Origin of the sequence: Mesorhizobium sp. WSM3873 (assembly GCF_001672445.1) — a bacterium.
In the GTDB taxonomy this organism is placed as follows: domain Bacteria; phylum Pseudomonadota; class Alphaproteobacteria; order Rhizobiales; family Rhizobiaceae; genus Mesorhizobium.
This window is the reverse complement of the sequence record NZ_LYTM01000045.1, coordinates 200,838-225,916: the sequence shown is the minus strand read 5'-3', so window position 1 is coordinate 225,916 and position 25,079 is coordinate 200,838. Positions and strand designations below refer to the sequence as shown.

Annotated in this window: 22 protein-coding genes and 1 pseudogene; 12 read left to right on the top strand and 11 right to left on the bottom strand. The window is 64.5% G+C overall.

Annotated features, from left to right (window positions below; all coding sequences use genetic code 11):
- Positions 1-60 precede the first annotated feature (60 nt).
- Positions 61-558, top strand: coding sequence for a 5-(carboxyamino)imidazole ribonucleotide mutase (gene purE, locus A9K71_RS24020; RefSeq protein ID WP_067001929.1), 498 nt, complete (start codon positions 61-63; stop codon positions 556-558).
- Entirely contained in the window at positions 555-1,631 is a 1,077-nt protein-coding gene (locus A9K71_RS24015) for a 5-(carboxyamino)imidazole ribonucleotide synthase (protein WP_067001927.1), read from the top strand. Before purE ends, A9K71_RS24015 begins: the two co-directional genes overlap by 4 nt.
- Before the next feature lie 6 nt (positions 1,632-1,637).
- Here A9K71_RS24015 and A9K71_RS24010 read toward each other — a convergent pair whose 3' ends face one another.
- Positions 1,638-2,054: a lysozyme inhibitor LprI family protein gene (locus A9K71_RS24010; RefSeq protein WP_067002206.1), complete on the bottom strand. Its 417-nt coding sequence runs from the start codon at positions 2,052-2,054 to the stop codon at positions 1,638-1,640.
- A 335-nt stretch (positions 2,055-2,389) separates the two neighbouring features.
- On the opposite strand from A9K71_RS24010, the gene ykgO reads away from it, so the two are divergent.
- From ykgO to A9K71_RS23995, 3 genes are all read left to right on the top strand, one after another.
- Entirely contained in the window at positions 2,390-2,515 is a 126-nt protein-coding gene (gene ykgO, locus A9K71_RS24005; RefSeq protein WP_040974291.1) for a type B 50S ribosomal protein L36, read from the top strand.
- A gap of 110 nt (positions 2,516-2,625) precedes the next feature.
- Positions 2,626-3,243 (top strand): hypothetical protein, encoded by a 618-nt coding sequence (locus A9K71_RS24000; protein ID WP_067001924.1) that lies wholly within the window; start codon positions 2,626-2,628, stop codon positions 3,241-3,243.
- Between the two features lie 251 nt (positions 3,244-3,494).
- Positions 3,495-4,553, top strand: coding sequence for an alpha/beta hydrolase (locus A9K71_RS23995; protein ID WP_067001921.1), 1,059 nt, complete (start codon positions 3,495-3,497; stop codon positions 4,551-4,553).
- A 151-nt stretch (positions 4,554-4,704) separates the two neighbouring features.
- On the opposite strand, the gene pyk is transcribed toward A9K71_RS23995, so the two are convergent.
- Both pyk and A9K71_RS23985 read right to left on the bottom strand, forming a co-directional pair.
- Positions 4,705-6,132: a pyruvate kinase gene (gene pyk / locus A9K71_RS23990; RefSeq protein ID WP_067001918.1), complete on the bottom strand. Its 1,428-nt coding sequence runs from the start codon at positions 6,130-6,132 to the stop codon at positions 4,705-4,707.
- Complete coding sequence (locus tag A9K71_RS23985) at positions 6,129-6,647, bottom strand: DUF1036 domain-containing protein (protein ID WP_170950279.1); 519 nt, start codon at positions 6,645-6,647, stop codon at positions 6,129-6,131. Before A9K71_RS23985 ends, pyk begins: the two co-directional genes overlap by 4 nt.
- 214 nt (positions 6,648-6,861) lie before the next feature.
- On the opposite strand from A9K71_RS23985, the gene A9K71_RS23980 reads away from it, so the two are divergent.
- The 3 genes from A9K71_RS23980 to A9K71_RS23970 all read left to right on the top strand — a co-directional run bounded on the left by A9K71_RS23980 (position 6,862) and on the right by A9K71_RS23970 (position 9,406).
- On the top strand, positions 6,862-7,659 hold the full coding sequence (locus tag A9K71_RS23980; protein WP_067001916.1) for an N-formylglutamate amidohydrolase: 798 nt from the start codon (positions 6,862-6,864) through the stop codon (positions 7,657-7,659).
- 29 nt (positions 7,660-7,688) lie between these two features.
- Positions 7,689-7,997: a DUF1244 domain-containing protein gene (locus A9K71_RS23975; protein WP_067001913.1), complete on the top strand. Its 309-nt coding sequence runs from the start codon at positions 7,689-7,691 to the stop codon at positions 7,995-7,997.
- Between the two features lie 227 nt (positions 7,998-8,224).
- A complete protein-coding gene (locus tag A9K71_RS23970; protein ID WP_067001910.1) occupies positions 8,225-9,406 on the top strand; it encodes an MFS transporter in 1,182 nt (393 codons plus the stop codon).
- Here the strand turns inward: A9K71_RS23970 and A9K71_RS23965 are convergent.
- The gene (locus tag A9K71_RS23965) at positions 9,364-10,278 is read right to left on the bottom strand and encodes a LysR family transcriptional regulator (protein ID WP_067001907.1); all 915 of its coding nucleotides are present in this window, start codon (positions 10,276-10,278) and stop codon (positions 9,364-9,366) included. The two genes, A9K71_RS23970 and A9K71_RS23965, sit on opposite strands and share 43 nt — an antisense overlap.
- A gap of 96 nt (positions 10,279-10,374) precedes the next feature.
- Here A9K71_RS23965 and A9K71_RS23960 point away from each other — a divergent pair, with 96 nt between their 5' ends.
- Positions 10,375-11,331, top strand: a complete 957-nt coding sequence (locus A9K71_RS23960; protein ID WP_067001905.1) for an SDR family oxidoreductase — start codon at positions 10,375-10,377, stop codon at positions 11,329-11,331.
- 65 nt (positions 11,332-11,396) lie between these two features.
- Here the strand turns inward: A9K71_RS23960 and A9K71_RS23955 are convergent, their stop codons facing one another.
- The 6 genes and pseudogenes from A9K71_RS23955 to A9K71_RS23930 form a co-directional block, all read right to left on the bottom strand.
- The gene (locus A9K71_RS23955; RefSeq protein ID WP_040991775.1) at positions 11,397-11,555 is read right to left on the bottom strand and encodes a DUF3309 family protein; all 159 of its coding nucleotides are present in this window, start codon (positions 11,553-11,555) and stop codon (positions 11,397-11,399) included.
- Positions 11,556-11,653: 98 nt separating this feature from the next.
- The gene (locus tag A9K71_RS23950) at positions 11,654-14,830 is read right to left on the bottom strand and encodes an efflux RND transporter permease subunit (RefSeq protein WP_067001902.1); all 3,177 of its coding nucleotides are present in this window, start codon (positions 14,828-14,830) and stop codon (positions 11,654-11,656) included.
- 71 nt (positions 14,831-14,901) lie between these two features.
- Complete coding sequence (locus tag A9K71_RS23945; protein WP_082980682.1) at positions 14,902-16,074, bottom strand: efflux RND transporter periplasmic adaptor subunit; 1,173 nt, start codon at positions 16,072-16,074, stop codon at positions 14,902-14,904.
- Positions 16,075-16,442: 368 nt separating this feature from the next.
- Positions 16,443-17,864 carry a coniferyl aldehyde dehydrogenase gene (locus tag A9K71_RS23940; RefSeq protein ID WP_067001899.1) on the bottom strand — a complete coding sequence of 474 codons (1,422 nt, stop codon included), beginning with the start codon at positions 17,862-17,864 and terminating at the stop codon, positions 16,443-16,445.
- 118 nt (positions 17,865-17,982) lie between these two features.
- Entirely contained in the window at positions 17,983-19,113 is a 1,131-nt protein-coding gene (locus A9K71_RS23935; protein WP_067001896.1) for a patatin-like phospholipase family protein, read from the bottom strand.
- A 189-nt stretch (positions 19,114-19,302) separates the two neighbouring features.
- Positions 19,303-20,383 (bottom strand): annotated as a pseudogene (locus A9K71_RS23930) (citrate synthase/methylcitrate synthase).
- Positions 20,384-20,476: 93 nt separating this feature from the next.
- Here A9K71_RS23930 and A9K71_RS23925 point away from each other — a divergent pair.
- The gene (locus tag A9K71_RS23925) at positions 20,477-21,628 is read left to right on the top strand and encodes a citrate/2-methylcitrate synthase (RefSeq protein ID WP_067001894.1); all 1,152 of its coding nucleotides are present in this window, start codon (positions 20,477-20,479) and stop codon (positions 21,626-21,628) included.
- Positions 21,629-21,631: 3 nt separating this feature from the next.
- Here A9K71_RS23925 and phaR read toward each other — a convergent pair whose 3' ends face one another.
- Positions 21,632-22,225 (bottom strand): polyhydroxyalkanoate synthesis repressor PhaR, encoded by a 594-nt coding sequence (phaR, locus tag A9K71_RS23920; RefSeq protein ID WP_067001892.1) that lies wholly within the window; start codon positions 22,223-22,225, stop codon positions 21,632-21,634.
- Positions 22,226-22,525: 300 nt separating this feature from the next.
- On the opposite strand from phaR, the gene A9K71_RS23915 reads away from it, so the two are divergent.
- Together A9K71_RS23915 and A9K71_RS23910 are read left to right on the top strand one after the other, a co-directional pair.
- Positions 22,526-23,713 (top strand): acetyl-CoA C-acetyltransferase, encoded by a 1,188-nt coding sequence (locus tag A9K71_RS23915; RefSeq protein ID WP_067001890.1) that lies wholly within the window; start codon positions 22,526-22,528, stop codon positions 23,711-23,713.
- Between the two features lie 134 nt (positions 23,714-23,847).
- Positions 23,848-24,570, top strand: coding sequence for a beta-ketoacyl-ACP reductase (locus A9K71_RS23910; RefSeq protein ID WP_067001887.1), 723 nt, complete (start codon positions 23,848-23,850; stop codon positions 24,568-24,570).
- Positions 24,571-25,079 lie beyond the last annotated feature (509 nt).

Here is a 25,079-nt window from a genome sequence, read left to right as displayed (position 1 = left end):
ATCCTTGCGGCTGCCGGCGAATTCCGCTAAGGCGCGCCTTTGCCGCCGGGAGCGAAAACCTTGACCGATCAGCGTGCCGACGTCGCCATCATCATGGGCAGCCAGTCCGACTGGGCGACGATGCGCCAGGCGGCGGAAACGCTTGACGCGCTGGGCATCCTGCACAAAAAACTGATCGTCTCGGCACACCGCACGCCGGACCGCCTCTACGAATTCGCCAAGGGCGCCAAGGCGGCCGGCTACAAGGTGATTATCGCCGGCGCCGGCGGCGCGGCGCACCTGCCCGGCATGACGGCGGCGATGACGCCGCTGCCCGTCTTCGGCGTGCCGGTGGAATCCAAGGCGTTGTCCGGCCAGGATTCGCTGCTCTCCATCGTGCAGATGCCGGCCGGCATTCCGGTCGGAACGTTAGCCATCGGCAAGGCCGGTGCTGCCAACGCCGCCCTTCTCGCCGCGGCCGTCCTGGCGCTGAGCGATGAAAAACTCGCCGCCCGCCTCGATGCCTGGCGCACCGCACAGACCGCCAAGGTCGCCACCGAACCGGCAGATACCCCGTGAGCCTGGCCCCGGGATCGACCATCGGCATCATCGGCGGCGGCCAGCTTGGCCGCATGCTGGCTATGGCAGCCGCTCGCCTTGGCTACCGCACGGTCGTGCTGGAGCCACAGGCCGACAGCCCGGCGGCGCAGGTCGCCAACCGGCAGATCGTCGCCGCCTATGACGATCCGGCGGCCCTTGCCGAACTGGCCGGCGCCAGCGCTGTCGTCACCTACGAATTCGAGAATGTCCCGGTTCAAGCGGCGCAGACACTCGCGGCGCACGTTCCCGTCTATCCGCCGGCGCGCGCCCTCGAAGTCGCGCAGGACCGTCTGACCGAGAAGAATTTCCTGAACGGCATCGGCGTTCTCACAGCCGAATTCTGCCCGGTCGATACTGGCGACCATCTGTCGGCCGCGCTGAAGAAATTCAGCGGCAGCGGCGTGCTAAAGACGCGCCGCATGGGCTATGACGGCAAAGGCCAGCGCGTCTTCCGCAACATGGAGACTGGCGGCTTTGCCGGTATCTGCGAGGCGATGGGCAATGTGCCGCTGATCCTCGAATCGCTGGTCGCTTTCGAGCGCGAAATTTCGGTGATCGCCGCGCGCGGGCAGGACGGCTCGGTTGCCGCCTACGATCCGGCCGAGAATATCCATCGCGAAGGCGTATTGCGAACGTCGACATTGCCGGCCGCCATCGCTCCGGACACCGCATCGGCGGCGAAGCAAGCGGCAGCAAAAATCCTTGCGGCGCTCGACTATGTCGGCGTCATCGGCGTCGAGTTCTTCGTCCTTGCCGACGGTTCGCTTTTAGCCAATGAGCTGGCGCCGCGTGTCCACAATTCCGGCCACTGGACGGAGGCCGCCTGCATCGTCTCGCAGTTCGAACAGCATATCCGCGCCGTCGCCGGCCTGCCGCTGGGCTCGCCTGCCCGGCATTCCGACTGTGTCATGGAAAACCTGATCGGCGATGACATGCTGAAGGTTCCGGCGCTGCTCGCCGAGCCCGACCTGATGCTGCATCTCTACGGCAAGGCCGAGTCCCGACCCGGGCGCAAGATGGGCCATTTCACGCGCATTGAGCGTCGGCGCTAACGCCGACTACTGCACGTCTTCGTCCTCGTCCGGGCTGGCGCAGCTCGGATCGCCTTCCTGGCAGTTGGGGCCGGAGGTGAGTTGCTTGGTGCGCTCGGTGGTCAGCTCCGTCAGGCATTGCGAAACCTCCATCGGGTGGATGGAACCGCCCTCGCTGTCGGCGGTCGAATAGGCGCATTCGGCGTCGCGGAAGGTGATCCAGGCGCGCTGTGCGGTCTGCAGCAACTTGTTGGCCTTCTCGTCATTGCGGCCGACAATATCCTTGTAGGCGGCGTTGAGCTTGGCATCGGCCGCCTGATAATCGGCATTGGCGCAGATATTCATCATCGACTGGCTGTCGTCGCTGCGGTCGCAGTCCTCGGCCCATGCAGCCGGAACCGTCGCGATGAGGACAAGGCATGCGGGCAGAAAGAGACGGCGCATGATAAGACTCCGTTTCGCTGAGAGCATCTGCAACCTAGAGGAATCGCTTGGCGTCGCAGAAATGCAGCTAAACAAATAGACATAACCGGAGGGGACCGATGTCCCGCTCTGGCGTGGCCCGCAACATTCCAGCCGCCTCTGAGTCGCGCAATGCCGCGCGTTACCTATGGCGAATATTTGATCAGCGCACCATTTGCGGCATAAGAGCCGCCCGCTTGCGGTTGACACGGGCAAGGCTCCTCGTTTATGAGCCAAGCAAGTTCAAGGCGCGCTTTTTTCGGGCGCGCCTTTAAAATTCGGCCCGGGACCGGGCCCCCGACCGAACAGGCAAGACCATGAAGATCAAGAATTCGCTCAAGGCGCTCAAGGCGCGTCACCGCGACAACCGGCTGGTTCGCCGCAAGGGACGCATCTACATCATCAACAAGACCGCTCCGCGCTACAAGGCGCGCCAGGGCTGAGACTTGCGCGCGGCGCTAAGCGCCGCGCCGCTGATGTCGACTGCCGGTTCGCCGGACCTCTCACGCTAAAATCATTTTGACGATCCGCCGTCCGGGACTAGATTCCGGACATGCGGATTCTTTTTGCGTTCTTCATTGCCCTCGTCCTTTCCGGAACGACCTTGCCCGCTTCGGCGCAGGATGAGGCCACGCCGCCCGCCGCTTCGCCGCCGCCCGCCATCACGCCGCCGCCGGTCGCCTCGACCAGGCAGGGACGGCTCGACCAGCTCTTTGCCGATCTCAGACGCGAGCGCAACGAGAAGGCCGCCGAACGCATCGCCGGCCGCATCTGGAATGAGTGGAACCAGTCCGGCAGCGCCTCGATCGACCTGATGATGCGATGGGCGCAAAGGGCGGCGGAAGACCAGAAATTCGACGTCGCGCTCGATTTCCTCGATCAGGTGGTGACCTTGCAGCCCGATTATGCCGAAGGCTGGAACCGCCGCGCTACCGTGCATTTCCTGATGAAGAACTATGGAAAGTCGATGTCGGACATCGACCACACGCTGCGGCTCGAACCGCGCCATTTCGGCGCGCTGTCGGGTCTCGCGCAGATCATGGCCGAGACCGGCCACAAGCAGTCGGCGCTGGAAGCCTGGCAGAAGGTGCTCACCATCTATCCGATGATGCGCAGCGCCCAGGGCCAGGTCTCGACGCTGTCGGAAGACCTGGCCGGCGAGGGCATTTGAGGGGCAGCTTTTCGTCATCCTCGGGCTCGAGCCAACGACCCATGCCGTGACTTTTCCGCGCCGCGACGGTGGTGCAGAACTCTGCTCCGCTGCAGCCTTCGCGCAAGGTGACGACGACCTTGACAAGCCCGGCCAAGCCGAACGTTTGCGATACTCCACCGAAGCGGGCAATAATTTGGCCTGGCAGCAGGCCGCCAGCTCGCCAAACTCACCGTGCTCCTAAACTAAATCCGCTCGCCCGTACTTTCCGCATGGACCTCATCTGCCTCGCGCTCCTCCCCCTCGTTGCCTTCCTCATCGCCCTTGCCGGCATTACCCGCGCCGGCGTCTGGCTGATCGAGCGTCGCAATCCGCCGATCGGCGCATTCGCCGACATCGATGGTGCCCGCATCCATTATGTCCACGTCCCCGCCGCCGGCGCCGGTCTGCCGCCTGTCGTCTTCATGCATGGCGCCAGTGCCAATCTCAAGGACCAGATGCTGCCGCTGAGGCCTCTGCTCGAGGGCCGCGCCGAGCTGCTGTTCCTCGACCGACCGGGCTTCGGCTGGTCCGAGCGCGGCGACAACGAAACGCTGGCGGCGCAGGCCGACACTGTCGCCGCGCTGATGGATCGGCTCGGCATCGCAAGGGCGATCATCGTCGGCCATTCCTTCGGCGGCGCGGTCACAACCGCCTTCGCGCGCCAGCATCCGCAAAAGACGCTCGGCCTCGTCTTCCTGGCGCCCGTGAGCCATCCGTGGCCGGGCGGCGCGACCGCCTGGTATTACAAATTGACGGCTGTTCCGGTGGTCGGCTGGCTGTTTTCCGAGACCATTGCTTACGCCGCTGGCATGCTGCGGATCGGCAATGCCACGGCCTGCGTGTTTTCACCGAACAATGTGCCGAAGGGCTATATCGGCAAGGCTTCCATTCCGCTTGTGCTGAGGCCGCCCGCCTTCCGCGCCAACGCCCGCGATGTGGCCCGACTTTACGACTATGTGCGCGCGGCCTCGCCTGGGTACCGTGAGATCAAGGCGCCGACCTTGGTCATCTCCGGCGATCGCGACAAGGTGGTCTATGCCACGGTCCATTCCGTCGGCCTCGAACGCGACATTCCCGGCGCCGAGCTGGTCTGGGTCGCAAATCTCGGCCACAAGCCCGACTGGATCGCCCCCGACCTCGTCGTCGGCGCTATTGAAAAGGCGGCCGGCGCGCCGGTCGACCTGCAGTCGATGGCGAGTGTGGTGGAAAGCCGGATCGCCGGCGACGCGCAAGGCGCTGACAGGTACCCGGAACTGAAGGTGCCGGACGCCGAGCTGGCGCCGGGCTAAGCTCGAGACCGGAAGGGCATCGAGATTCAAATTAGGCCGAGCCGAGCAGAGCGGATTCCCAGAACCGGAGCGGAGCGACTTAACCACATGGGCCCCGGAAGCGCAGGGAGGCGCGCCTCATAGGCCGGACCCACCTGAATACGGGCATAGCTTAGTGCGTCTCTGATCCGACATAGGCTATGCGCAGCATGTTGGTCGAGCCGGGCGTCCTCAGCGGCACGCCCGCCGTGATGATGACGCGGTCGCCGGGCTTGCCGAAGCCTTCCTCGAGGGCAATGCGGCAGGCGCGGTCGACCATATCGTCGAGGTCGATAGCGTCCTCCGAGACCACGCAATGCGTACCCCACAGAAGCGAGAGCCGGCGCGCCGTGTTGACGATCGGCGACAGCGCCACGATCGGCACTTGCGGCCGTTCGCGCGCGGCGCGCAGACCAGTTGTTCCAGAGGCGGTGTAGGAAATGATCGCCGACAGTTTCAGCGTCTCCGCGATCTCGCGCGCAGCGAGAGAAATGGCGTCGGCCCCGGTCGCTTCCGGTTCCGAGCGCTGGGCGTTGATGATGCCGGCATAAGTCGGGTCGGCTTCGACCTTGGTGGCAATGCGGTTCATCATCGCGACCGCCTCGACCGGGTAGGCGCCGGCGGCGGATTCGGCCGAAAGCATGATCGCGTCCGCGCCTTCGAAGACGGCGATCGACACATCCGAGACCTCCGCGCGGGTCGGCACGGGTGCGGTGATCATCGATTCCAGCATCTGGGTCGCGATCACCACCGGCTTGCCGGCGCGGCGGGCGGCGCGCGTGATCTGCTTCTGAATGCCGGGCACCGCCTCGAGCGGCATCTCGACGCCGAGATCGCCGCGTGCGACCATCAGCGCGTCGGAGAGTTCGATGATCTCGGCCAGGCGCGCCACCGCCTGCGGCTTTTCGATCTTGGCCATGATCAGGGCCCGGCCGCGCGCGATCTTGCGCGCTTCGGCCAGATCCTCCGGCCGCTGCACGAAGGACAGCGCCACCCAGTCGACGCTTGCCGCCAGCACCGCGTCGAGATCGGCGCGGTCCTTCTCGGTCAGCGCGCCGACCGGCAGATCGGTGTCGGGCAGGCTGACGCCCTTCTTGTCGGAGATGCCGGTGCCGGCGACCACCGTGCAGGTGATCGACTTGCCGTCGCTCTTGACCGCCTTGAGCTCCAGCTTGCCGTCATCGATCAAAAGACGGTGACCGGCCTCGACCGAGTTCAGGATTTCCGGATGCGGCAGGTAGACGCGCTTCGACGTGCCGGGTTCCGGACTGTCATCCAGCGTGAAGGTCTGGCCGACGGTCAGCGCTTCCCTGCCATTGGCGAACTTGCCGACCCTGAGCTTTGGCCCCTGAAGATCGGCGAGAATGCCGATCGGCCGCCCGACCGCCGCCTCGACGGCTCGGATGCGGCCGACAAGCGTGCGCATCAGCTCATGGTCGGTATGGCTCATATTGATGCGGAAGACGTCGGCGCCTGCCTCGAAGAGCTTTCGCAGCATCTCCTCGGAGGAGGAAGCCGGACCGATGGTGGCGAGGATCTTGACCTTGCGGTTACGTCTCATTGATTGTTCGTTCCCGGAGCGGGAGCCGCTGGCGCGCCGCCCGTTGCGGGCTCGTCAGTCAGCTGGACCATCCAGCTTGCCTGCTCGCCCGTGTCATATTCCTGAAATCCGGCGCGCTGAAAGCCCCGGGCGACGCAATCATTCACGCCGGCAATCTTGAACTCTTTTTCGGCGACGCACATGTTGATCGGGCCGTCCCAACGCCCGCCGCGCTCGGCGTCTTCTGCATAAAGATAGTAAAACCTTGATGACAGCGGCCCCTCGATCAGCGTCTTGCAGGTCGATCCCTCGATGTGCCACCAGCCCTCGGTGATCCAACCCGCCTTCGCCCGATAGCCGATGCCGACGCCGACCAGGTTCTGCGTTGCGTTGCAGACGCGGAAGTCGGCGCGCGCCGGCGAGGTCGCGGCGAGCGCGCACAGGCCCGCGCCAAAGATCAGGAGCGGCAGGCTCAGGCGCTTGCGCAGCCTGCCGGCGCAACCCAATCCAAAACCCTTGGCGAACCACATCTGCATCGTCGAAGCACCTTTTCAGCAAACTCCGGGCGCATGTCAACGCGCCGTTTTATTCAATTCCAATCGATTTAGAAGGGTCCGGTGGACGATTTGGCGTCCCATCCGGGATTCTTTGCAGAAACCGTGGCCAAACAACGGCATTGCGCCTCAGTCCTCTTCGTGGAATGACGATACCACCCCGCCCGGACGCCAGCGAACAGACCGTTTTCAGCCGATGACCCGATCCACAGCTTTCGCGCCCTTCGACATCGTCGAGGGCGACCGCAAGAAGGGCATCGTGCTTCTGGCCGATCACGCCCGCCGCGACCTGCCGGAAGAGTATGGCAGCCTCGGCCTGCCGGCTGCCGAGTTCGAGCGCCACATCGCCTATGACATCGGCGTCGAGACGGTGACGCGCGAGTTGGCGGCGGCGCTCGATGCGCCGGCCGTGCTGGCCGGCTTCTCCCGCCTTCTGATCGACCCCAACCGGGGCGAGGACGACCCGACGCTGATCCGCCAGCTCTATGACGGTACCGTCGTGCCGGGAAACTATCCCATGGCCGCCGAGGAGCGGGAGAGACGGCTCGACCGCTTCTACCGCCCCTATCACGACGCCGTCGGGGCGATGATTTCTTCGGTGGCGCAGGCCTCCGGCAAAGCGCCGTTCATCTTCTCGGTGCATTCCTTCACCCCTCGCATGCAAGGCTTCATCCGCCCCTGGCATGTCGGCATCTTGTGGGACCGCGACGACCGCGTTGCGCGGCCGCTGATCGACATGCTGGCCGAAGACAAGGCGCTGATCGTCGGCGACAACGAGCCGTACGACGGCGCGCTGCGCGGCGACACCATGTTCCGCCATGCCATTGTCAACGGCTATGCCCATGCCCTGCTCGAGATCCGTCAGGACCTGATCGCCGACCGCGCTGGCGCTGTTCAATGGGCGGAGCGATTGGCTCCGATCGTTGACGCCGTCGACCGCCGTGCCGATATACACGAGGTGAAGATGTTCGGCTCGCGCACCGGGCCGGCCTAAAAAACGGCCGAGAGGCCGGGGACCACGAAATGACCGAACTCAGCGAAGAACGGAAACGCGATTTCGAGGCCGCCGCCTTCCGCCGGCTGGTCGAGCATCTGCGCGCACGCGGTGACGTCCAGAACATCGACCTGATGAACCTGGCCGGCTTCTGCCGCAACTGCCTGTCGAACTGGTATCGCGAGGCGGCCGAGGCCGACGGCATTGCGCTGACAAAGGACGAATCGCGCGAGATCATCTATGGCATGCCCTATGCCCAATGGCAGGCGCTCAACCAGACCGAAGCCTCCGAGGCCAAGAAGGCTGAGTTCGAGGCCAGGCGGCCGAAGGATCATTGAACGGTCCTATTTGGCTCGCCCCTGCTGCTTTGTCGTCCAGGGTCTGCGCGCGTCGCTTCGTTCCTGCTCGCCCATGGATGGCGAAGGAGGCGTTTCGGCCAAATCTCCAAAGTAGGGCCCATTCCTCACAGGTCCGCGCCTCTTGGTCCAACGCTTCTGCCATAGCGCTTCTTGACTACAAATTGAATCGATCTAATTTGCCGCGCAAAGCATTCGGACTTCAAACCATGAGCGTGCAAACCACAAGGCAAGCCGCGACGCGCGGCCGCTGGGCCGTTGCCGGCATTTTCCTGGCCAATGGCTTTCTCACCGGCAGCTGGGCGCCGCAGATCCCGGTGTTTCTGACCCGGCTGGACATCTCGAAATTCACGCTCGGCCTGCTGATCCTGTTGTTTGGTGTCGGCGCGGTGATGGCGATGACCTGGTGCGGCCATCTCATTTCCAGGCACGGCTCGCGCCCCGTGCTGCGCTGGTTCGGCATCTGCGGCAGTTTCGGCCTGCTGGTCGTGGCACTTGCGCCCAACGTGCCGCTCGCGGCCCTCGCGATGCTCGTCTTCGGCGGCTCGATCGGCGGCATGGACGTCGCCATGAATTCCAACGCGGTGATCGTCGAACGACGGCTCTCCCGCGCCATCATGTCGTCCTCGCATGGCTTCTGGAGCCTCGGCGGCTTCGCCGGCGGCGCGCTTGGTGGCTATTCCATTCAGAACTACGGCTATCTCGCGCATGCGATTGCGGTGACGGCGCTCGCCTTTTTGGTCATCGCCTTTGCTGTTGGCTACCTCATCGCCGACGACAGGCCGCAGGCCGCCGGGCATCAGAAATTTACGCTGCCGCGGCACACAATTGTCTATCTGGTCGGGTTGATGGCGCTGCTCACCATGGTCTCAGAGGGCGCCGTGCTCGACTGGGCCGCGCTCTACCTCCAGCAAGAGCTCGGCGCCGACCTTGCGATTGCCGGCCTCGCCTATGCTGCCTTCTCCGGCGTCATGGCGCTCATGCGCTTTCTCGGCGACGGCGTGCGCAACCGCTTCGGCGCGGTGGCGACGCTGCGCGGCTCGGCGCTTGTCGCTGCCGCCGGCCTGTTCGTGGCGGGCCTCTCCCCCTCGCCTTATCTTGCCATTGCCGCTTTCGCCTTCTGCGGTTTCGGCATCGCCAATATGGTGCCGATCCTGTTTTCGGCCGGCGGCAACCAGGAAGGCTTGTCTTCCGGCACCGGCATGAGCGTCGTGACCACCATGGGGTATTCAGGAATCTTGGTGGCGCCGTCGGCGATCGGCTTCGTCGCCGAGCATTCGAGCTTCGGCCCGATCTTCGTCGCGCTTTCCGGCCTGCTGGTCGTCGTGCTGTTGATGGCAAACCTGGCTCACCGCGCCGAATTCGCCGCCGAGCCTGCGCCGGCGGAGTAGCGCTTCAGCTCTTCATGCAGAAAATCCGCGACGCGGCGGATGCGCATGCTGGTGCGCACGTCACGGTGCATTGCAAGCCACACCGGCAGCTCGGGCAAGGGAACCTCCGGCAACAGCTTCTCCAGTCGAGGATCGCGGCTAGCGAGCGGCTCCTGGCCGATGCCGATGCCATTGCCGGCCCGCACCGCCTCCCACAGCACGATCTGGTTGTCGGTCCTGAAGCGGAAGTTGCTGCGGCTGACCGGGATGCCAAACGCGGTGAGGCCGCGAACGATCTCATCGCTGCGGTCGAAACCGACCAAAGGATGGTCGACGAGATCGCTCGGCTTCTGCGGGCGTCCATGTCGGTCGAGATAGGATTTCGCAGCACATATGCAGAGCGCGATATCGGTGACCTTGCGCGCCATCAGCTCGTTCTGCGCCGGCCTGACCATGCGGATGGCGATGTCGGCGTCGCGCCGCAGCAGGTTCTCGACCTGGTTGGAAGCGACGATCTCGACCTCGATGCCCGGCTCTTCCTCGCCAAGGCGCGCCGTGATCTGCGGCAGCACGCAGGCCGCAACCACCTCCGAGGCAGCGATGCGCACCGTACCCTCGATCGCCTCGACCGAGCCCAGCGCAAGCAATGAGACTGCATTGGCCTGCTCGCTGACTGCCTTTCCGCGCCCGTAGAGTGCGCTGCCTGCCTCCGTCAGTTCGTAGCCGCGCCGCCCGCGCCGGAACAGCGTGACGCCGAGCGCCTGCTCCAGCTCGGCGATGTGGCGGCCGAGCGTCGGCTGGCTTGATGCGAGCTTGCGCGCGGCGGCCGAAAGGCTGCCGGTCTCGGCCACCGCGACGAAGCTCTTGATCAGATTCCAGTCGAATTCATTCATTCGTTTTTGAATAACAGAGTGCCAATCTTAGTCAATTTCCATTCGGCTTTGAAGACGTCAGATTAAGCGAGCAAACGCAAACAACGGAGACGAACAATGACCAAGATCGCAATTCTGGGCGCCAATGGCCGGCTCGGACGCGTGGTTGCCAAGGCCTTCATCGACGCCGGTTTCGACGTCCGCACCGTCACCCGCACCGGCAAGGTGCCGGCCGAGCTCAAGGGTGCTATTGCCGTCGCCGGCGACGCTCTGGACCGCCAGTCGCTGATCCGCGCCACGCGAGACGTCGACATCATCTTCAATGGCTTGAACCCGATCTATACCGACTGGGACAAATGCCTGCCGATGGCCGAGAACGTCATGGCAGCCTGTCGGGCGAACGGCGCGCTGCATCTCTTCCCTGGCACTGTCTATAATTACGGCTCGCCGATGCCGCAGGTGATCACCGAGGAAACGCCTTTCCATCCTACCACCGAGAAGGGCCGCATCCGCGTCGCCATGGAGGAGCTTTTCCGTCGCGAAGCCGATGCGGGCCGCGTGCGCACCATTCTGCTTAGGGCCGGCGACTTCTTCGGCGGCACCGGCAGCGGCGGCTGGTTCGATCTCGTCGTCGCCGCCAAGATGGAAAAGGGGGTCTACACCGCCGCCGGCCCGGCCAAGCTCGTGCACGAATGGGCCTATCTGCCCGACTTCGCGGTGGCTTTTGTTGCACTGGCGCGCAATCTCGATAAGCTCGGCTTTTACGAGGCCATCAATTTCCCCGGCCACGCCGTCACCGATCTCGACATCAAGGCCGTCGCCGAAAAGGCGCTCGGCCGCAAACTAAAACTCACGCTCATGCCCTGGTGGGTGTTGCGCGCCGGCAGCCCGTTCGTGACCATGTGGCGCGAGATCGTCTCGATGTCCTACCTGCGCTTCGAGCCGCACCGGTTGGCATCAGTGCGCCTGGAAAAGGTCATCGGCGAAATCCCGCACACCCCGCTCGACCGAGCAGTGGCGGAAGCCATGCAGGACATCGGCATAGCCGTCGCGCCCACGCGTCAGGCCGCCTGAGCAAAGAACAACCTCAAGATGAAAACGGGCCGGACCTCAAGGCCCGGCCGCAAATCGTCGTCGGTTCAGATCCTGCCCATCAAAAGCAGGATCAGCAACACTACCAGAATGACTCCCACAATCCCCGAAGGCCCATAGCCCCACGACCGCGAGTGCGGCCATGCCGGCACGGCGCCGATCAGGATCAGGATCAGGATTATTACGAGAATTGTACCGATCGTCATGAAAAACCCTCGCCGTCTGGTTGAACTTCGAGGGAACAATGCAAAAAGCCGCCCGGTAGTTCCCGAGCGGCTTTATGTACCTGAGTTGCGAAGCTGCTCTACTCGGCGGCTTTCGGGAAGGCGACCGCCGGCTCGGCATTGGCTTCCGCTACCGGCTCGCCTGTCGAGAGCTCGCCCTTGCCGCGGCGGAACAGGCGGCTTAGCCAGCCACGCCGGGCGCCGGGCTTCACCTTGGCGCGGGTGAACACCATCAGCATCGAGGGCGTCACCACCAGCGTCAGCAAGGTGGCGAAGGACAGGCCGAAGACGATCGCCGACGACAGCGAAATCCACCACTGCGTCGATGGCGCGTTGATCGTCGTCTCGTGATGGAAGATTTCAAGACCGAGGCCGAAGGCTATCGGCAGCACGCCGAGGATGGCCGACACCGCGGTCAGGACCACCGGCCGCGCGCGCTCGCGGCAGGTCTGCAGCACGGCATCCATCTTGTCCCAGCCTTCCTCGCGCAGCCGGTCATAGGTATCGATGAGCACGATGTTGTTGTTCACCACCACGCCGGCAAGCGCAATGACGCCGATGCCCGACATGACGATGCCGAAGGCCTCGCCCGTCAGAAGCAGCCCGAGGAACACGCCGATCGTCGCCATCACGACGCAGGAGAGAACAAGCCACACGCTGGTGAACTTGTTGAACTGCGCGAGCAGCACCAGGAAGATCAGGAAGATTGCCGCGCCGAAGGCCTTGCTGAGGAAGGCGCTGGCTTCCGCGCTGTCCTCGTTGGAGCCAGCGAGCTTCCAGCGTATGCCGCTGCCGAGATCCATGTCGGCCACGGCCTTGGTGACTTCCGCCTGCACCGCTGCCACTTGCGCGCCGGCGCTGACATTGGCTTGCACCACAACGGTGCGCGCGCCGTCGATCCGGTTGAGGACGCCGACTGTCGGCTCGGGCTTCCTGACCACGAAGTTCGAGATCGGCACCGAGCCTTGCGAGGTCTGCACCCTGAGCTCGTCGAGCGTCGAGAGCGTGCGCCGGTCTTCCGGCAGACGCAGGCGAATGTCGACGGCGTCGTCGGCACCGGCCGGCCGGTATTCCGACAGCTTGAGGCCGTTCGTCACCAGCTGCACCACCGTGCCCACCGAGGTCGGGCTGATGCCGTATTGCGCTGCCTTGGCGCGATCGACCTCAAGAGCCCAGTCGACGCCGGGCGGCGGCAGGCCGTCGGAAACATCGATCACGTTGGGGACCTTGGCGATGCGCGCGGCGACGGCGCGTGCCTTGTCGTCGAGCCCGGCGGGGTCGGCGGCCGAAAGCCTGATCTGGATCGGCTTGCCGGTCGGCGGGCCGGCCTCGGGCACGCGCACTTCGACATCGACCCCGGGAATGCCGGCCATGACGCCACGCAAATCGTCGAGGATCTGGTTGGCGGACTTGCGCTCGCGCCAGTCGACGAATTCGTACTGGATCACCCCGACCACGTCTTCCGGGATGTCCTGGCCGCCGCCTTGCGTCTTGCCGACGCGCGTGTAGACCGATTTCACGCCGAGCCAGCCGAGCAGGCGGCTTTCCGCCGTCTTGGTTGCGGCGTCCATTTCGGCCAGCGAAAGGTTGCCGCGGGCATGCACATAGAGCAGGCCGTAATCCGGCTCGACGCTGGGGAAGAACTCGACGCCGGCGCCGTATTTCGAATAGGCGAAGCCGACGCCGACCAGCAGGCCGACGGTGAGCAGGATGACGGTGATCGGGAAACGCACCGCCTGCTTGACCAGCGCCATATACCAGCCGTCGCGATCGCTGTCCTCGTGATGCGCCGGCGCCTTGGCGAAGATGGCGCCGAGCGTCGGCGCGAAGACCAGCGCATAGAGCATCGAGGCCGACAGCGTCACGATCAGCGTGATCGGCATGTACTTCATGAAGTCGCCTATGATGCCGGGCCAGAAGAGCAGCGGCGAGAAGGCGGCGATGCGCGTCATCGTCGCTGCGATGACCGGGCCGGCCATGCGCTTGGCGGCTAGCGCGAAGGCATCGGCCTTCGGCATGCCCTCGCTCATGCGCCGCTCGGCGAATTCAGTGACGATGATGGCATCGTCGACCAGCATGCCGACCGCCAGGATGAGGCTGAACAGCACGATCATGTTGATCGTGTAGCCCATCATCGCAAGCAGCAGGATGCCGATCAGGAAGGACGACGGAATGGCAAGGCCGATGAGCAGCGAGGCGCGTCCCGACAGCGCGTAGAGGATAACGATGAACACCAGGATGACCGCGATCATCACATGGTTCTGCAGGTCGCCCAAAAGCTGGTTGACGAAGACCGACTTGTCCTGCGTGTAGGTGACGTGCATGCCTTCCGGCATCGTCTTGATGAAGGTGTCGGACACTTCCCGAACATGGTTCAGCGTGTCGATCAGGTTGGCGCCGATGCGCTTCTTCACCTCGATGGCGATCGCCGGCTTGCCGTCGAGGCGGGTCACCGTCTCGGCGTCCTTGAAGGTGGAGCGGATGGTGGCGACGTCCTTGGCCTGCACCACGGCATTGGGCGTGGCGACGACCGGCAGCTTGGCGACGTCCTCGGGCGTCTCGATCAGCGACGGCACCTTGACCGCGTACTTGCCCTCGGAGCCTTCGAGATTGCCGGCCGCGACCAGGCTGTTGGAGGCGCCGACGCCCTGGATGACCTGATCGAGCTGGAGTCCGTAGGAGGAGAGCTTCACGGGATCGATGACGACTTCAACCAGATCGTCGCGCGCGCCCTGCAGCGAGCCTTCGAGCACGCCCGGCACCTCCTCGATGCGATCACGCAATTCGCGCGCCGCCGACGTCAGCACGCGCTCCGGCACGTCGCCGGAAAGCGTGACGACGAGAACGGGGAATTCCGAGACGTTGACTTCAGTGACGGTCGGCTCCTCCGCCGCCTGCGGCAGGTCGGCCTTGGCGTCCTGCACCTTGCTGCGCGTGTCCTGCAGCGCGGTGGCCAGATTGGTCTGCGGCTGGAACTCGACCAGCACGTAGCCGCCGCCCTGGAAGGCGGCCGAGCGCATCTCCTTAAGCCCCTTCAGGCTCTTGAGCTTGCTTTCCATCGGCCTGAGCAGCAGCCGTTCTGAGTCCTCCGGCGAAATGCCCTGGTAGATCAGGCTGACATACATCATCGGAATTGGAACGTCCGGCTCCGCTTCCTTCGGCGTCGACTGATAGGCGACCCAGCCCGCGACGAGCAGGAACATCAGCGCCGATATTGTGAGGCGGGCGTTGTGAATGGCGAGTCTGACGATGTCCATGACTTATGCCTGCTGTTTCCCTGGAAGCCGCGACATTGGCCAGCGGCGCCGGCCGAGCCGGCGCGGCCGCGCTATTGCGTGCCGGCGGAGGCTTCGCTGATCAGCTTGTTGATGGTTGCCTGGTCGGCCTCGACCGGCTTCACCAGATCGCCTTCCTTCACCAGTTCCTGGCCGGCGACGATGATGCGCGCGTCCTGCGGTATGCCGCCGAGCACCAGTCCCTTCGGCGTGTCGTCGACGAGGTCGATCGGGAAGAACGCCACCTTGTCGTCCTTGCCGACGGCGCGGATGCCGAGGTCGCCCTTGTCGCCCAGCGTCACCACCGAGCGTGGCAGCATGACCGCATCGGTCGGCTGGGCGCTGAGCGTGATCTCGGCCGTCATGCCGGCGGGGATGGAGCCGTCGGCATTGGGGATGGCCACCTCGACACGGAAGGTGCGGGTCTGCGAGGAGGCGTCACGGCTGATGTAGCGCACCGTGCCGGTAACCTTCTGGTCGTTGACAAGGCGCACATTGGCCTGGTCGCCGATCTTGATGTAGCGCAGGTCGCGCTCGCTGATCTCGCCGCGCGCGATCACCGGGTCGAGCTTGAGGATGGTGGCCACCTCGCCGCCCTGCATCACCGAGCTGCCGAGCTCGACGGGCACGCGGTCGATGACGCCGTCGAAAGGCGCCTTCACTTCGTTGCGGTCGAGTTCGGCCTGCGCCGTCTCCAGCATGGACTGCGCCGCCGTCAGGTTCGACCGAGCGGTGTCGAGCTGCAGCTTGGGCAGATTGCCGGTCTTGGCCAGCCGTTCGGCTGCGTCGAGCTCGGCCTTGCGCTGCGCCAGCAGCTGCCTGGCATTGTCGACATTCGAGAGCTTCTCCTCGGCGGCAAGCATCAGCACGAGGTCGCCGGTCTTGACGTGATCGCCCTGCTTGACCGGGAGCTTATCGATGACACCGGCGACGCGGACAGCAAGCACAGCGCGCTTGTCGGCTTCGGTCAGGCCCGAGATCCGTATCGCCCGCGCGAAGGTTTTGCGCGGCGGCGTCACCACCGCGACGGTGCGCAATGCTGCCTTCGGCTCGGCCTCCGCCGTCTTCGGCTTTTCGGCGACGGACTGCGCGGCTTTGCCTGCTTCTCCCTGCTTCTGGTGGTCGGCGGCGCTGCCCACGGACGAGAACTCGCCCGTTGCCATCCAGGCAGCGAATCCGATGAGCACAGCAATGGCTGCAAGCTTGTGAAACCTGATTTTCGGCATCGTCATTTTTTCCGTTGCAGGCTTGGGCGAGGTCGACGGTTTCGATCCCCGGGCGCGCGGCCGATATGGGGGCGCGCAGAGCCATCTTCAATTTGCCGTGATCGGCGAAGCGCGCTTCTACCGCAAAGCCGTTGCGCAAAACAGTCAGAAACTTTGATGGATTATTGCGCCGCCGAGCTTGGGGCGCTGGTTTTTTCCGCGTTTTACATGCTGGACTGCTTGGCTTTTCTCAATCGGGGCCGGTTTTTCAGCCGATCGGACACTCAATGGCAGCAGGCGTCAGTATGATGAAGAATTTTTTTGCGAAATGACATGTCGCATTGGCATGGGGCAATCAGAGGACGCGCCCAATCCGAAAATAAATCCGATCAGGTGATCAGGTTGAGCAAGCGGAACAGCCGCTCGAATGTGCGGCCATAAGGCGGCCTGAGCAGGGCCCCGGCACTCAGCCTGGATTGGACGAAGATCGGCTTTTCCTTGCTGAAGGTGCGGAAACCCCATTCGCCGTGATAGGCGCCCATGCCGCTCTCGCCGACGCCGCCGAATGGCTGCCGTTCCTGCACCAGATGCATCATGCTGTCGTTGATCGTCACGCCGCCGGCAACGGTTTCTCGCATGATCCTTTGGCGATTGGCGCTGTTCTTGCCGAACCAATAGAGGGCGAGCGGACGCTCGCCGCGGTTCACGTGATCGATTGCCTCATCTACCGCGCCGTATTCAACGATCGGCAGCACCGGCCCGAAGATTTCCTCGCGCATCAGCCGCAAACTCTCGCCGGCGTTCCTGACCAGGACCGGCGCCATCTTGCGGTCGCTCCAGCCGAGCCTTTCATTTGCCGGGTTGACCTCGGTGACATCGGCGCCGCTTTCGCGCGCCTCGGCGATCATGTCGCTCAGGCGCCGCTGGTGCCGTTCGCTGATGATCGCCGTGTAGTCGGGATTGTCGCCCAGGCGCGGATAGAGCTGCGTCATCGCGCCGGCAAGTTTTGCGGCGATCGCCGCGCCTTGCCCTTGCGGGACCATCAGATAGTCGGGTGCGATGCAGGTCTGGCCCGCATTCAAGAGCTTGCCGTAGGCGACGCTCGCAACCGCAGCGTCGAGATCGCACGACGCATCGAAGATCGCCGGCGACTTGCCGCCAAGTTCGAGCGTCACCGGCGTCAGATTGGCGGCCGCGGCTAGCGCCACCTGCCGGCCCACCGCGGTGGAGCCGGTGAACAGGAGATGATCGAAAGGCATGGACACGAATGTCTTGCCGACTTCGGCATCGCCGACCACAACGCTCATCTCGTCGGAAGAAAAATGCTCTTCGACCAACCGGGCGAGCAGGTCCGAAAAGTTCGGCGTCAGCTCGGACGGCTTGAGCAGCACCCGGTTGCCGGCGGCTAGAGCGGCAGTTGCCGGCGCGATGGCAAGCTGGAACGGATAGTTCCAGGGCGAGACGATGCCGACGACCCCGAGCGGCTGCGGCAGAAGGCGGTTGCGCCCCGGCAGGAACGGCAGGCTGGTGGCGACGCGGCGCTCGCGCATCCAGCCGCGCAGATGCCGGATGGCGTGCTTGATGCCGGCGCGAACGACGAACAGTTCCGCAAGCCGCGTTTCCTGCGCCGCCCGTCCAGTGAAATCGCTGTCGATCGCCGTGCAGATCTCGGCTTCATGCTTTTCGGTCAGCGCCAGCAGCCGCTTCAGCCGATCCTTGCGCACTGCGAGGCCAGGAAAGGGGTCCTTCTCGAAGGCCCTGCACTGCGCCTCAAACTTGACCCCGAGAGAGTTCTGTCTGGTCTGCAGCATCGCTGCCTCCCGTTTACGTCGAGGTAAACTACTCGCGCAACGGAGGTGAATCCAGCATATCGCCGGTTCCGCAAGGGAAACCTCAGCGCCTGCTGAAACGTGCGACAGGGTTGGGCAACTAGGCTCGCCGGCGCGCTGACTCTGGCTTGATGCGCGCGGCGAGGAATTCCTTGACCCGCCGGCCCGGGGCCGGGCCGCGCATCGGCTTGAAGCCGTCGTCGAGCTCGCCCGAGAGGTCGAGCGTCGCTCGGCTGCCGACCGCGTCGTAGTTTTCCTCCAGCCAGTCGCTGGCCGCACTGCGGCCAAGGTCCCGCAGATAGGCGAGGAAGGCCCATTCGGCGTTGACCTTGGACGAGGCCGACAGATCCTTGAAAGCCTCGTCGGCATCGATGCGGTGCATGCGGATGTCGCGGTATTCGCCATGCGGCAGGCGTCCCGCCGCGATCAGTTCCTTGACGAAGGCGATCGAGCGGAATTCGCGCAGCAGCCCGGCATTGAAGGTGATCTCGTCGATGCGGTTCTGGATCTCGTTGGCACTCTTCGGCGTGCCTTCGCGCACCACCGGATTGATCTGCACGAGCAGCACGTCCTCGGTCGCCGCAGTCTTGAAGAAGGGATAGAGCGCCGGATTGCCGCCATAGCCGCCATCCCAATAGGGCACGCCCTTGATCTCGACGGCGCGGAACAATTGCGGCAGGCAGGCCGACGCCATCACCGTGTCGAGGTCGATCTCGCCATCCGAGAAGACGCGCAACTGCCCGGTCTCGACATTGGTCGCCGAAATGAAGAGCTCCATCGACTTGCAGGCGTGCACGTTGCCGAAGTCGATCTCCTTCTCGACCACATCGCGCAGCGGGTTGAAGCCGAGCGGATTGGCGACGTAAGGCGAGAAGACCCGCGACATGGTGTCGAAGAAGAAATAGCCGGGCGTGTTCTCGATCGACCAGTTCCCCCAGACCACGTCCCACGGCATGCGTTGCACCGGGCTGAACCGCCCCTTCGAGGCCACAGCACGCCAGAAATCATCGAGCTTTGTGCGCGCGCCCTCGACGCCGCCGCGCACGAAGCCGTCGGCCAGCGCCACCGCATTCATCGCGCCGGCGCTGGTGCCGGACACGGCAGCGATCTCAAGCCGCCCGTCTTCGAGCAGACGATCGAGCACGCCCCAGGAGAAGGCGCCGTGCGAACCGCCGCCCTGAAGCGCGATGTTGATCTTCTTCTTGTCCCCCGCCTTGCCGTTCTTCGCCATGGCGTTCCTTGTCGCGATGTGCCGGCCTGCCCCTGCGTCATTGGAGCGGGACCGCTGCCGTCAGCCTATGTTGCAGCGCAGCATATAAGGACGGACCAAGGCAAGAACACGAGCACACAAGCGTGATCGGGTGAAATTTCGCTCATGAAAAAACTGTCCGCTGCCGGACGCGGAGTATTGCTCGCGGCGTCAGGCGACGAGATCGGGCACCGGCCCGACATAGCGCGACTGCGGCCGGATCAGGCGTCCGGTCGCCTGCTGCTCGCGCGCATGCGCAATCCAGCCGGCGACGCGGCCGGCGGCAAAGACGTTGGAGAACGCCTCCTTCGGGAAGCCCGCGGCTTCGAGCAGGAGCGCGGTATAGAATTCGACATTGGTCTGGATCGAGCGTTGCGGCTTGGCCACCCTGAGCACGTCGAGTGCCGCCTGCTCCACCGTCTCGGCGAAGGCCAGCCGGCGGCCGGACTCATTTCGTGTGCCGCCGCACGACGGCTTTCAGCACGTCGGCACGCGGGTCGCGTACGCGGTAGATGCGATGGCCGAAGCCCATGATGCGCTCGCCGCGCGCTATCTCGTTTCGCAGCCAGGCGGCCGCGTCGCCGCTCGCCTCGATCGCGTCGAGCATCTCGATCACCGGCCCCGGCGCGCCGCCATGCAGCGGGCCTTTGAGCGCGCCGAGCCCGGCCAGGATCGCCGAGGTCAAGCCCGCCTGCGTCGACGCCACCACCCGCGTTGCGAAGGTCGAGGCATTGAGCCCATGGTCGCAGACTGTCACCAGATACGTATCGAGCGCCTTGGCAAGGGCCGGCGACGGCGTGCCGGAGAGCATTCGGAGCATGTCGTTGGCATGATCGGCGCGTGCGTCCGGAGTCAGAGGCTTCTCGCCGCGTCCGAGCCGCAGCAGGGCCGGAGTTAGCACCGCCGGCGCCGCGATCAGCCGGAGCGCGTCGGCGAGCGACTCGCCGTCGGGCAGAAGGGCGATGCCGGCGCGCATACCGCTGTAGACGTCGAGCGCTGGAAGTTCAGCGAGCATCGGCTGCAGCCGTTCGAAAATCTCGACACGCGCATTGCCGATCGCCTTCTCCAGCTCGTCGTCGCCGGGAAGCTCGTCAAAGAACCCGTGGAACAAGAGGCGGACCACCTGGCCGTAGCGCCAGTGCCCGGCGAGTTCCGTCAACGAATGGCCTCGGATGGTGAGATGGCCGCCCGCGCCGTCGACATCGGAAAGAACCGTCTCCGCCGCCACAACATCATCGAGCCCATTTGCCATGACTGTCTCCTTGACCCTTTGTGCACTGCAGTTAATGCTCTACAATCAACGCATCAATCTTGATCAACTGAATCAATATGAGGCGGTGCGGACTTGTCCGAATGGCTGACGCGGGAGGAAGCGCTGGCGCGGCTCAAGGTCCGGCCGCAGACGCTTTACGCCTATGTCAGCCGCGGCCGCATCGGCATGCGGCCCGACGGGGCCGATCCGCGCCGCAGCCAGTATCGAGCCGACGACATAGCCGCGCTCGCCACCCGCCGGGCGCGCGGGCGCAGCCCCCAGGCGATCGCCGAAAGCGCCATCGCCTGGGGCGAGCCGGCGATCACCACTGCCATCTCGACCGTGCTGCACGGCCGCCTCGTTTATCGCGGCAAGGATGCCGTTGCGCTTGCCGCGACAGCGACGCTGGAGGAGGCAGCAAGCCTGCTTTGGGCATCCGGCGCCGCGATATCCTTCGCATCGCTGACGCCTTCGATCGTTCGCGAGAGCGGCACCCCGACGGCCTTTGCAAGATTGTCGGCGCTTGCCGCGGCTGGCCGGCCTTCGCTCGGCCGCAGGCCGGGCATGCTGCAGCAGGATGGCGCCAGCGCCACCAGCGTGCTCGCGACGTCACTCGGTGCAAGCCCGGGGGCGGAGCCGGTGCATGAAAGGCTGGCGCGCGGCTGGTCGGTCGACGCTGCCGGTGCCGATCTCATCCGCAAGGCGCTGGTGCTTTTGGCCGATCACGAGCTCAACGCCTCGACCTTCGCCGCACGCGTCGCCGCTTCGACCGGCGCGCCGATCGTGGCCTGCCTGCTTGCCGGGCTCGCTGCCCTTACCGGCCCGCGTCATGGCGGCGCCAGCGCCGCGGCCATCGCGCTGGTCGAGGATGCCGAGCGGCTCGGGCCGGACGAGACGATCGCGCGCTGGCTGGCCCACGACCGGCCGCTGCCCGGCTTCGGCCATCAGCTTTACCCCGAAGGCGATCCGCGCGCCGAGGCTCTGCTGCCCGACTTCGATATCGCTGACGGTCTGCTGCATCTGCGCGACGCCGTCCTTGCCGCGACAGGCATGCGCCCGAATGTCGACTTCGCGCTGGCCGCGCTGACGCGCAGCCTCAATCTCCCCGCCGACGCGCCCTTTCGCCTGTTCGCGCTCGGTCGCAGCATCGGCTGGACGGCGCATGCCATCGAGCAGGTGACGAGCAACAGGCCCATCAGGCCGCGAGCCCGCTATGACGGCCCTGCAGGAACACCTGACGGCTAGCCATCACGACATGGTGTCGAGCTTGCGCTGCATGGCGGCGATCTGCGCCTTCAATTCCTGCAGGTCGTCGGATTTCTCGTCCTTCTTCGACGGCTCGGCGGGCGCCGCGGAATTGGGGCCGGCTGACGGGAACGGCGTGAACATGCGCATCGCGTTCTGGAACATCTCGACGTTGCGCCGCGTCTGTTCCTCCAGCGCCTTCATCGGCGTCTTCATCATGTCGATCGGCGTCTTGCCGAAGGCGCCCTTCAGCTGCTCGCGGAAACGCTCCTGCTCCTTGGAGAAGGCGATCATCGACTGTTCGAGGAAGCTCGGCACGATCATCTGCATCTGGTCGCCGTAGAAGGAGATCAGCTGGCGCAGGAACGGGATCGGCAGCATGTTCTGCCCGTCCTTGTTCTCCAGCTCGAAGATGATCTGGGTCAGCACCGGATGCGTGATGTCGTCGCCGGTCTTGGCGTCCTGCACGGTGAATTCTTCGCCCTTCTTGACCATCTCGGCCAGATCTTCGAGCGTGACATAGGTGCTGGTGCCGGTGTTGTAGAGCCGGCGGTTGGCGTATTTCTTGATGACGATCGGGTCGTCTTTTGCGGCCATCCGTATCCTCCCCAGGATACCGGCGCGTTCACAGTAAGCGGCCGGTAACGATTGCGCCATTTGTCGAGGATATGCGCAAAAGCGTCACAATTCCAAGCGGTTTGTGCAGTGCGGCATCAATTAATGCCGAAAGGGCGGGCCAAATTGTGCTGCAGCGCGATGGCCACGCCGTCACGATAAGCGCTCGACTTGCTTGCCGCGCATGGCGGCCATGCCGATTTCCGGTTTGACTCAGGTGCTTGAACGGGCAAGAAAGTCTCCAAGGATAGCCTAACGACACCTCGAAGCCTGGAGAAGAAAATGTCCGCTTCCAATTCAATCGTCGTCGCCAGCGCAGCCCGCACAGCAGTCGGCTCCTTCAACGGCAGTTTCGCCGCCACGCCCGCGCACGAGCTCGGCGCGGTCGTCATCAAGGAATTGCTCGCGCGGGCCAAGGTCGACCCGGCGGAGGTGGACGAAGTCATCCTGGGTCAGGTGCTGACCGCCGCTCAGGGCCAGAACCCGGCCCGCCAGGCTTCCATCAATGCCGGTCTGCCCAAGGAGACGACTGCTTGGGGCCTCAACCAGGTTTGCGGCTCGGGCTTGAGGGCCATTGCGCTCGGCATGCAGCAGATCGCCACCGGCGACGCCAAGGTGATCGTCGCCGGCGGCCAGGAATCGATGTCGCTGTCGCCGCACGCCCAGCACCTGCGCGCCGGCGTCAAGATGGGCGACTACAAGATGATCGATACCATGATCAAGGACGGCCTATGGGATGCCTTCAACGGCTACCATATGGGCAACACCGCCGAGAACGTCGCTCGTCAGTTCCAGATCACCCGCGAAGTCCAGGACGAGTTCGCGCTGGCCTCGCAGAACAAGGCCGAGGCGGCGCAGAAGGCCGGTAAGTTCAAGGACGAGATCGTCGCCGTCACCATCAAGGGCAAGAAGGGCGACACCATCGTCGACCAGGACGAATACATCCGCCACGGCGCTACGCTGGATGCCATGACCAAGCTGAAGCCGGCCTTCGACAAGGACGGCACCGTCACCGCCGCCAATGCTTCGGGCATCAATGACGGCGCCGCCGGCGCGCTGCTGATGACCGAGGCCGAGGCTGCCAGGCGCGGCATCACCCCACTGGTCCGCATCGCCTCCTGGGCGACCGCCGGCGTCGATCCGGCGATCATGGGCACCGGCCCGATCCCGGCCTCGAAGCGGGCGCTGGAGAAGGCCGGCTGGTCGGCCAAGGACCTCGATCTCGTCGAGGCCAACGAGGCCTTCGCCGCGCAGGCCTGCGCCGTCAACAAGGGCATGGGCTGGGATCCCTCGATCGTCAACGTCAATGGCGGCGCCATCGCCATCGGCCATCCGATCGGCGCCTCGGGCGCCCGCGTGTTCAACACGCTGGTCTACGAGATGCGCCGCCGCGGCGCAAAGAAAGGCCTCGCGACGCTTTGCATCGGCGGCGGCATGGGCGTCGCGATGTGTGTGGAAGCCTTGAACTGAGCGAACGGCGAACTGAGCGAATAGCGAATGGGGAGTAGCCTATAGGGGGAAATGGTGTTGCGCGACGGGTTATCGGATTCCTACTCGCTATTCGCCGCTCCCTACTCGCTCTTCCGACCAAAGGGAGGAAATGCATGAGCAAGGTAGCAATCGTCACGGGCGGATCGCGCGGCATCGGTGCGGCGATATCGGTGGCCCTGAAGAATGCCGGCTATTCGGTCGCCGCGAACTATGCCGGCAATGACGAGGCGGCCCAGAAATTCAACGCCGAGACCGGCATCCCCGTCTACAAATGGTCGGTCGCCGATTATGACGCTTGCGCCGCCGGCATCGCCCAAGTCGAGGCCGATCTCGGTCCGGTCTCGGTGCTGGTCAACAATGCCGGCATCACCCGCGACACCATGTTCCACAAGATGACCCGCGAGCAGTGGAAGGAGGTCATCGACACCAACCTTTCCGGCGTCTTCAACATGACGCATCCGCTATGGAACGGCATGCGCGATAGGAAGTTCGGCCGCGTCATCACCATCTCCTCGATCAACGGCCAGAAAGGCCAGATGGGCCAGGTCAATTATTCGGCTTCGAAAGCCGGCGATATCGGCTTCACCAAGGCGCTTGCCCAGGAAGGCGCCCGCGCCGGCATCACCGTCAACGTTGTTTGCCCCGGCTACATCGCCACCGACATGGTCATGGCCGTGCCGGAAAAAGTGCGGGAATCGATCATCGCTCAGATCCCGGTCGGCCGTCTCGGCGAGCCGGAGGAGATTGCGCGCTGCGTCGTCTTCCTCGCCTCGGAAGACGCAGGCTTCATCACCGGCTCGACGATAAGCGCCAATGGCGGCCAATATTTCGCCTGAGATCTTACTGGCCTGAACTCTTCTGACACCGATGGCAGACGGCCCGCCGCAAACGGGCCGCCTGTTTTTGTCTGCGCAGCGGCGGCACCGGGTGGGCATGCCTCAATTTGGCACGCAAAAGTTAACGGCCTCCCCGCGCCCTGTGGGAAACCCGGTTCACAAGCTGTGGATTTTCGGTGCACAAGCTTTGGACAACACCATATCTAGGGGTGAACAAAACAGGAAGTTTTGCAGATCGCTGATTCGTCGCCGATTCGTTCCGGCTTTGGCCGAAAAGTTAACACGCCACGCCGCAAATAGCCCGAAAAAGATTAACGCCGGTTAGGAAAGATCAACCATTTCATAATGTTGGCGGCCGCGCTCGAGTCCGTCGCGGTCGCTCTCCCGCAAAGGTTAACGACGCCCCAGAACCAGCGCGAGCTAAGCACGAAACGGGCCAGTTCACAGATTCAGCATGTGGTGAGACTCATGGTCAAAAAATCCACATATAGCCGTGAACAAAACCTGAA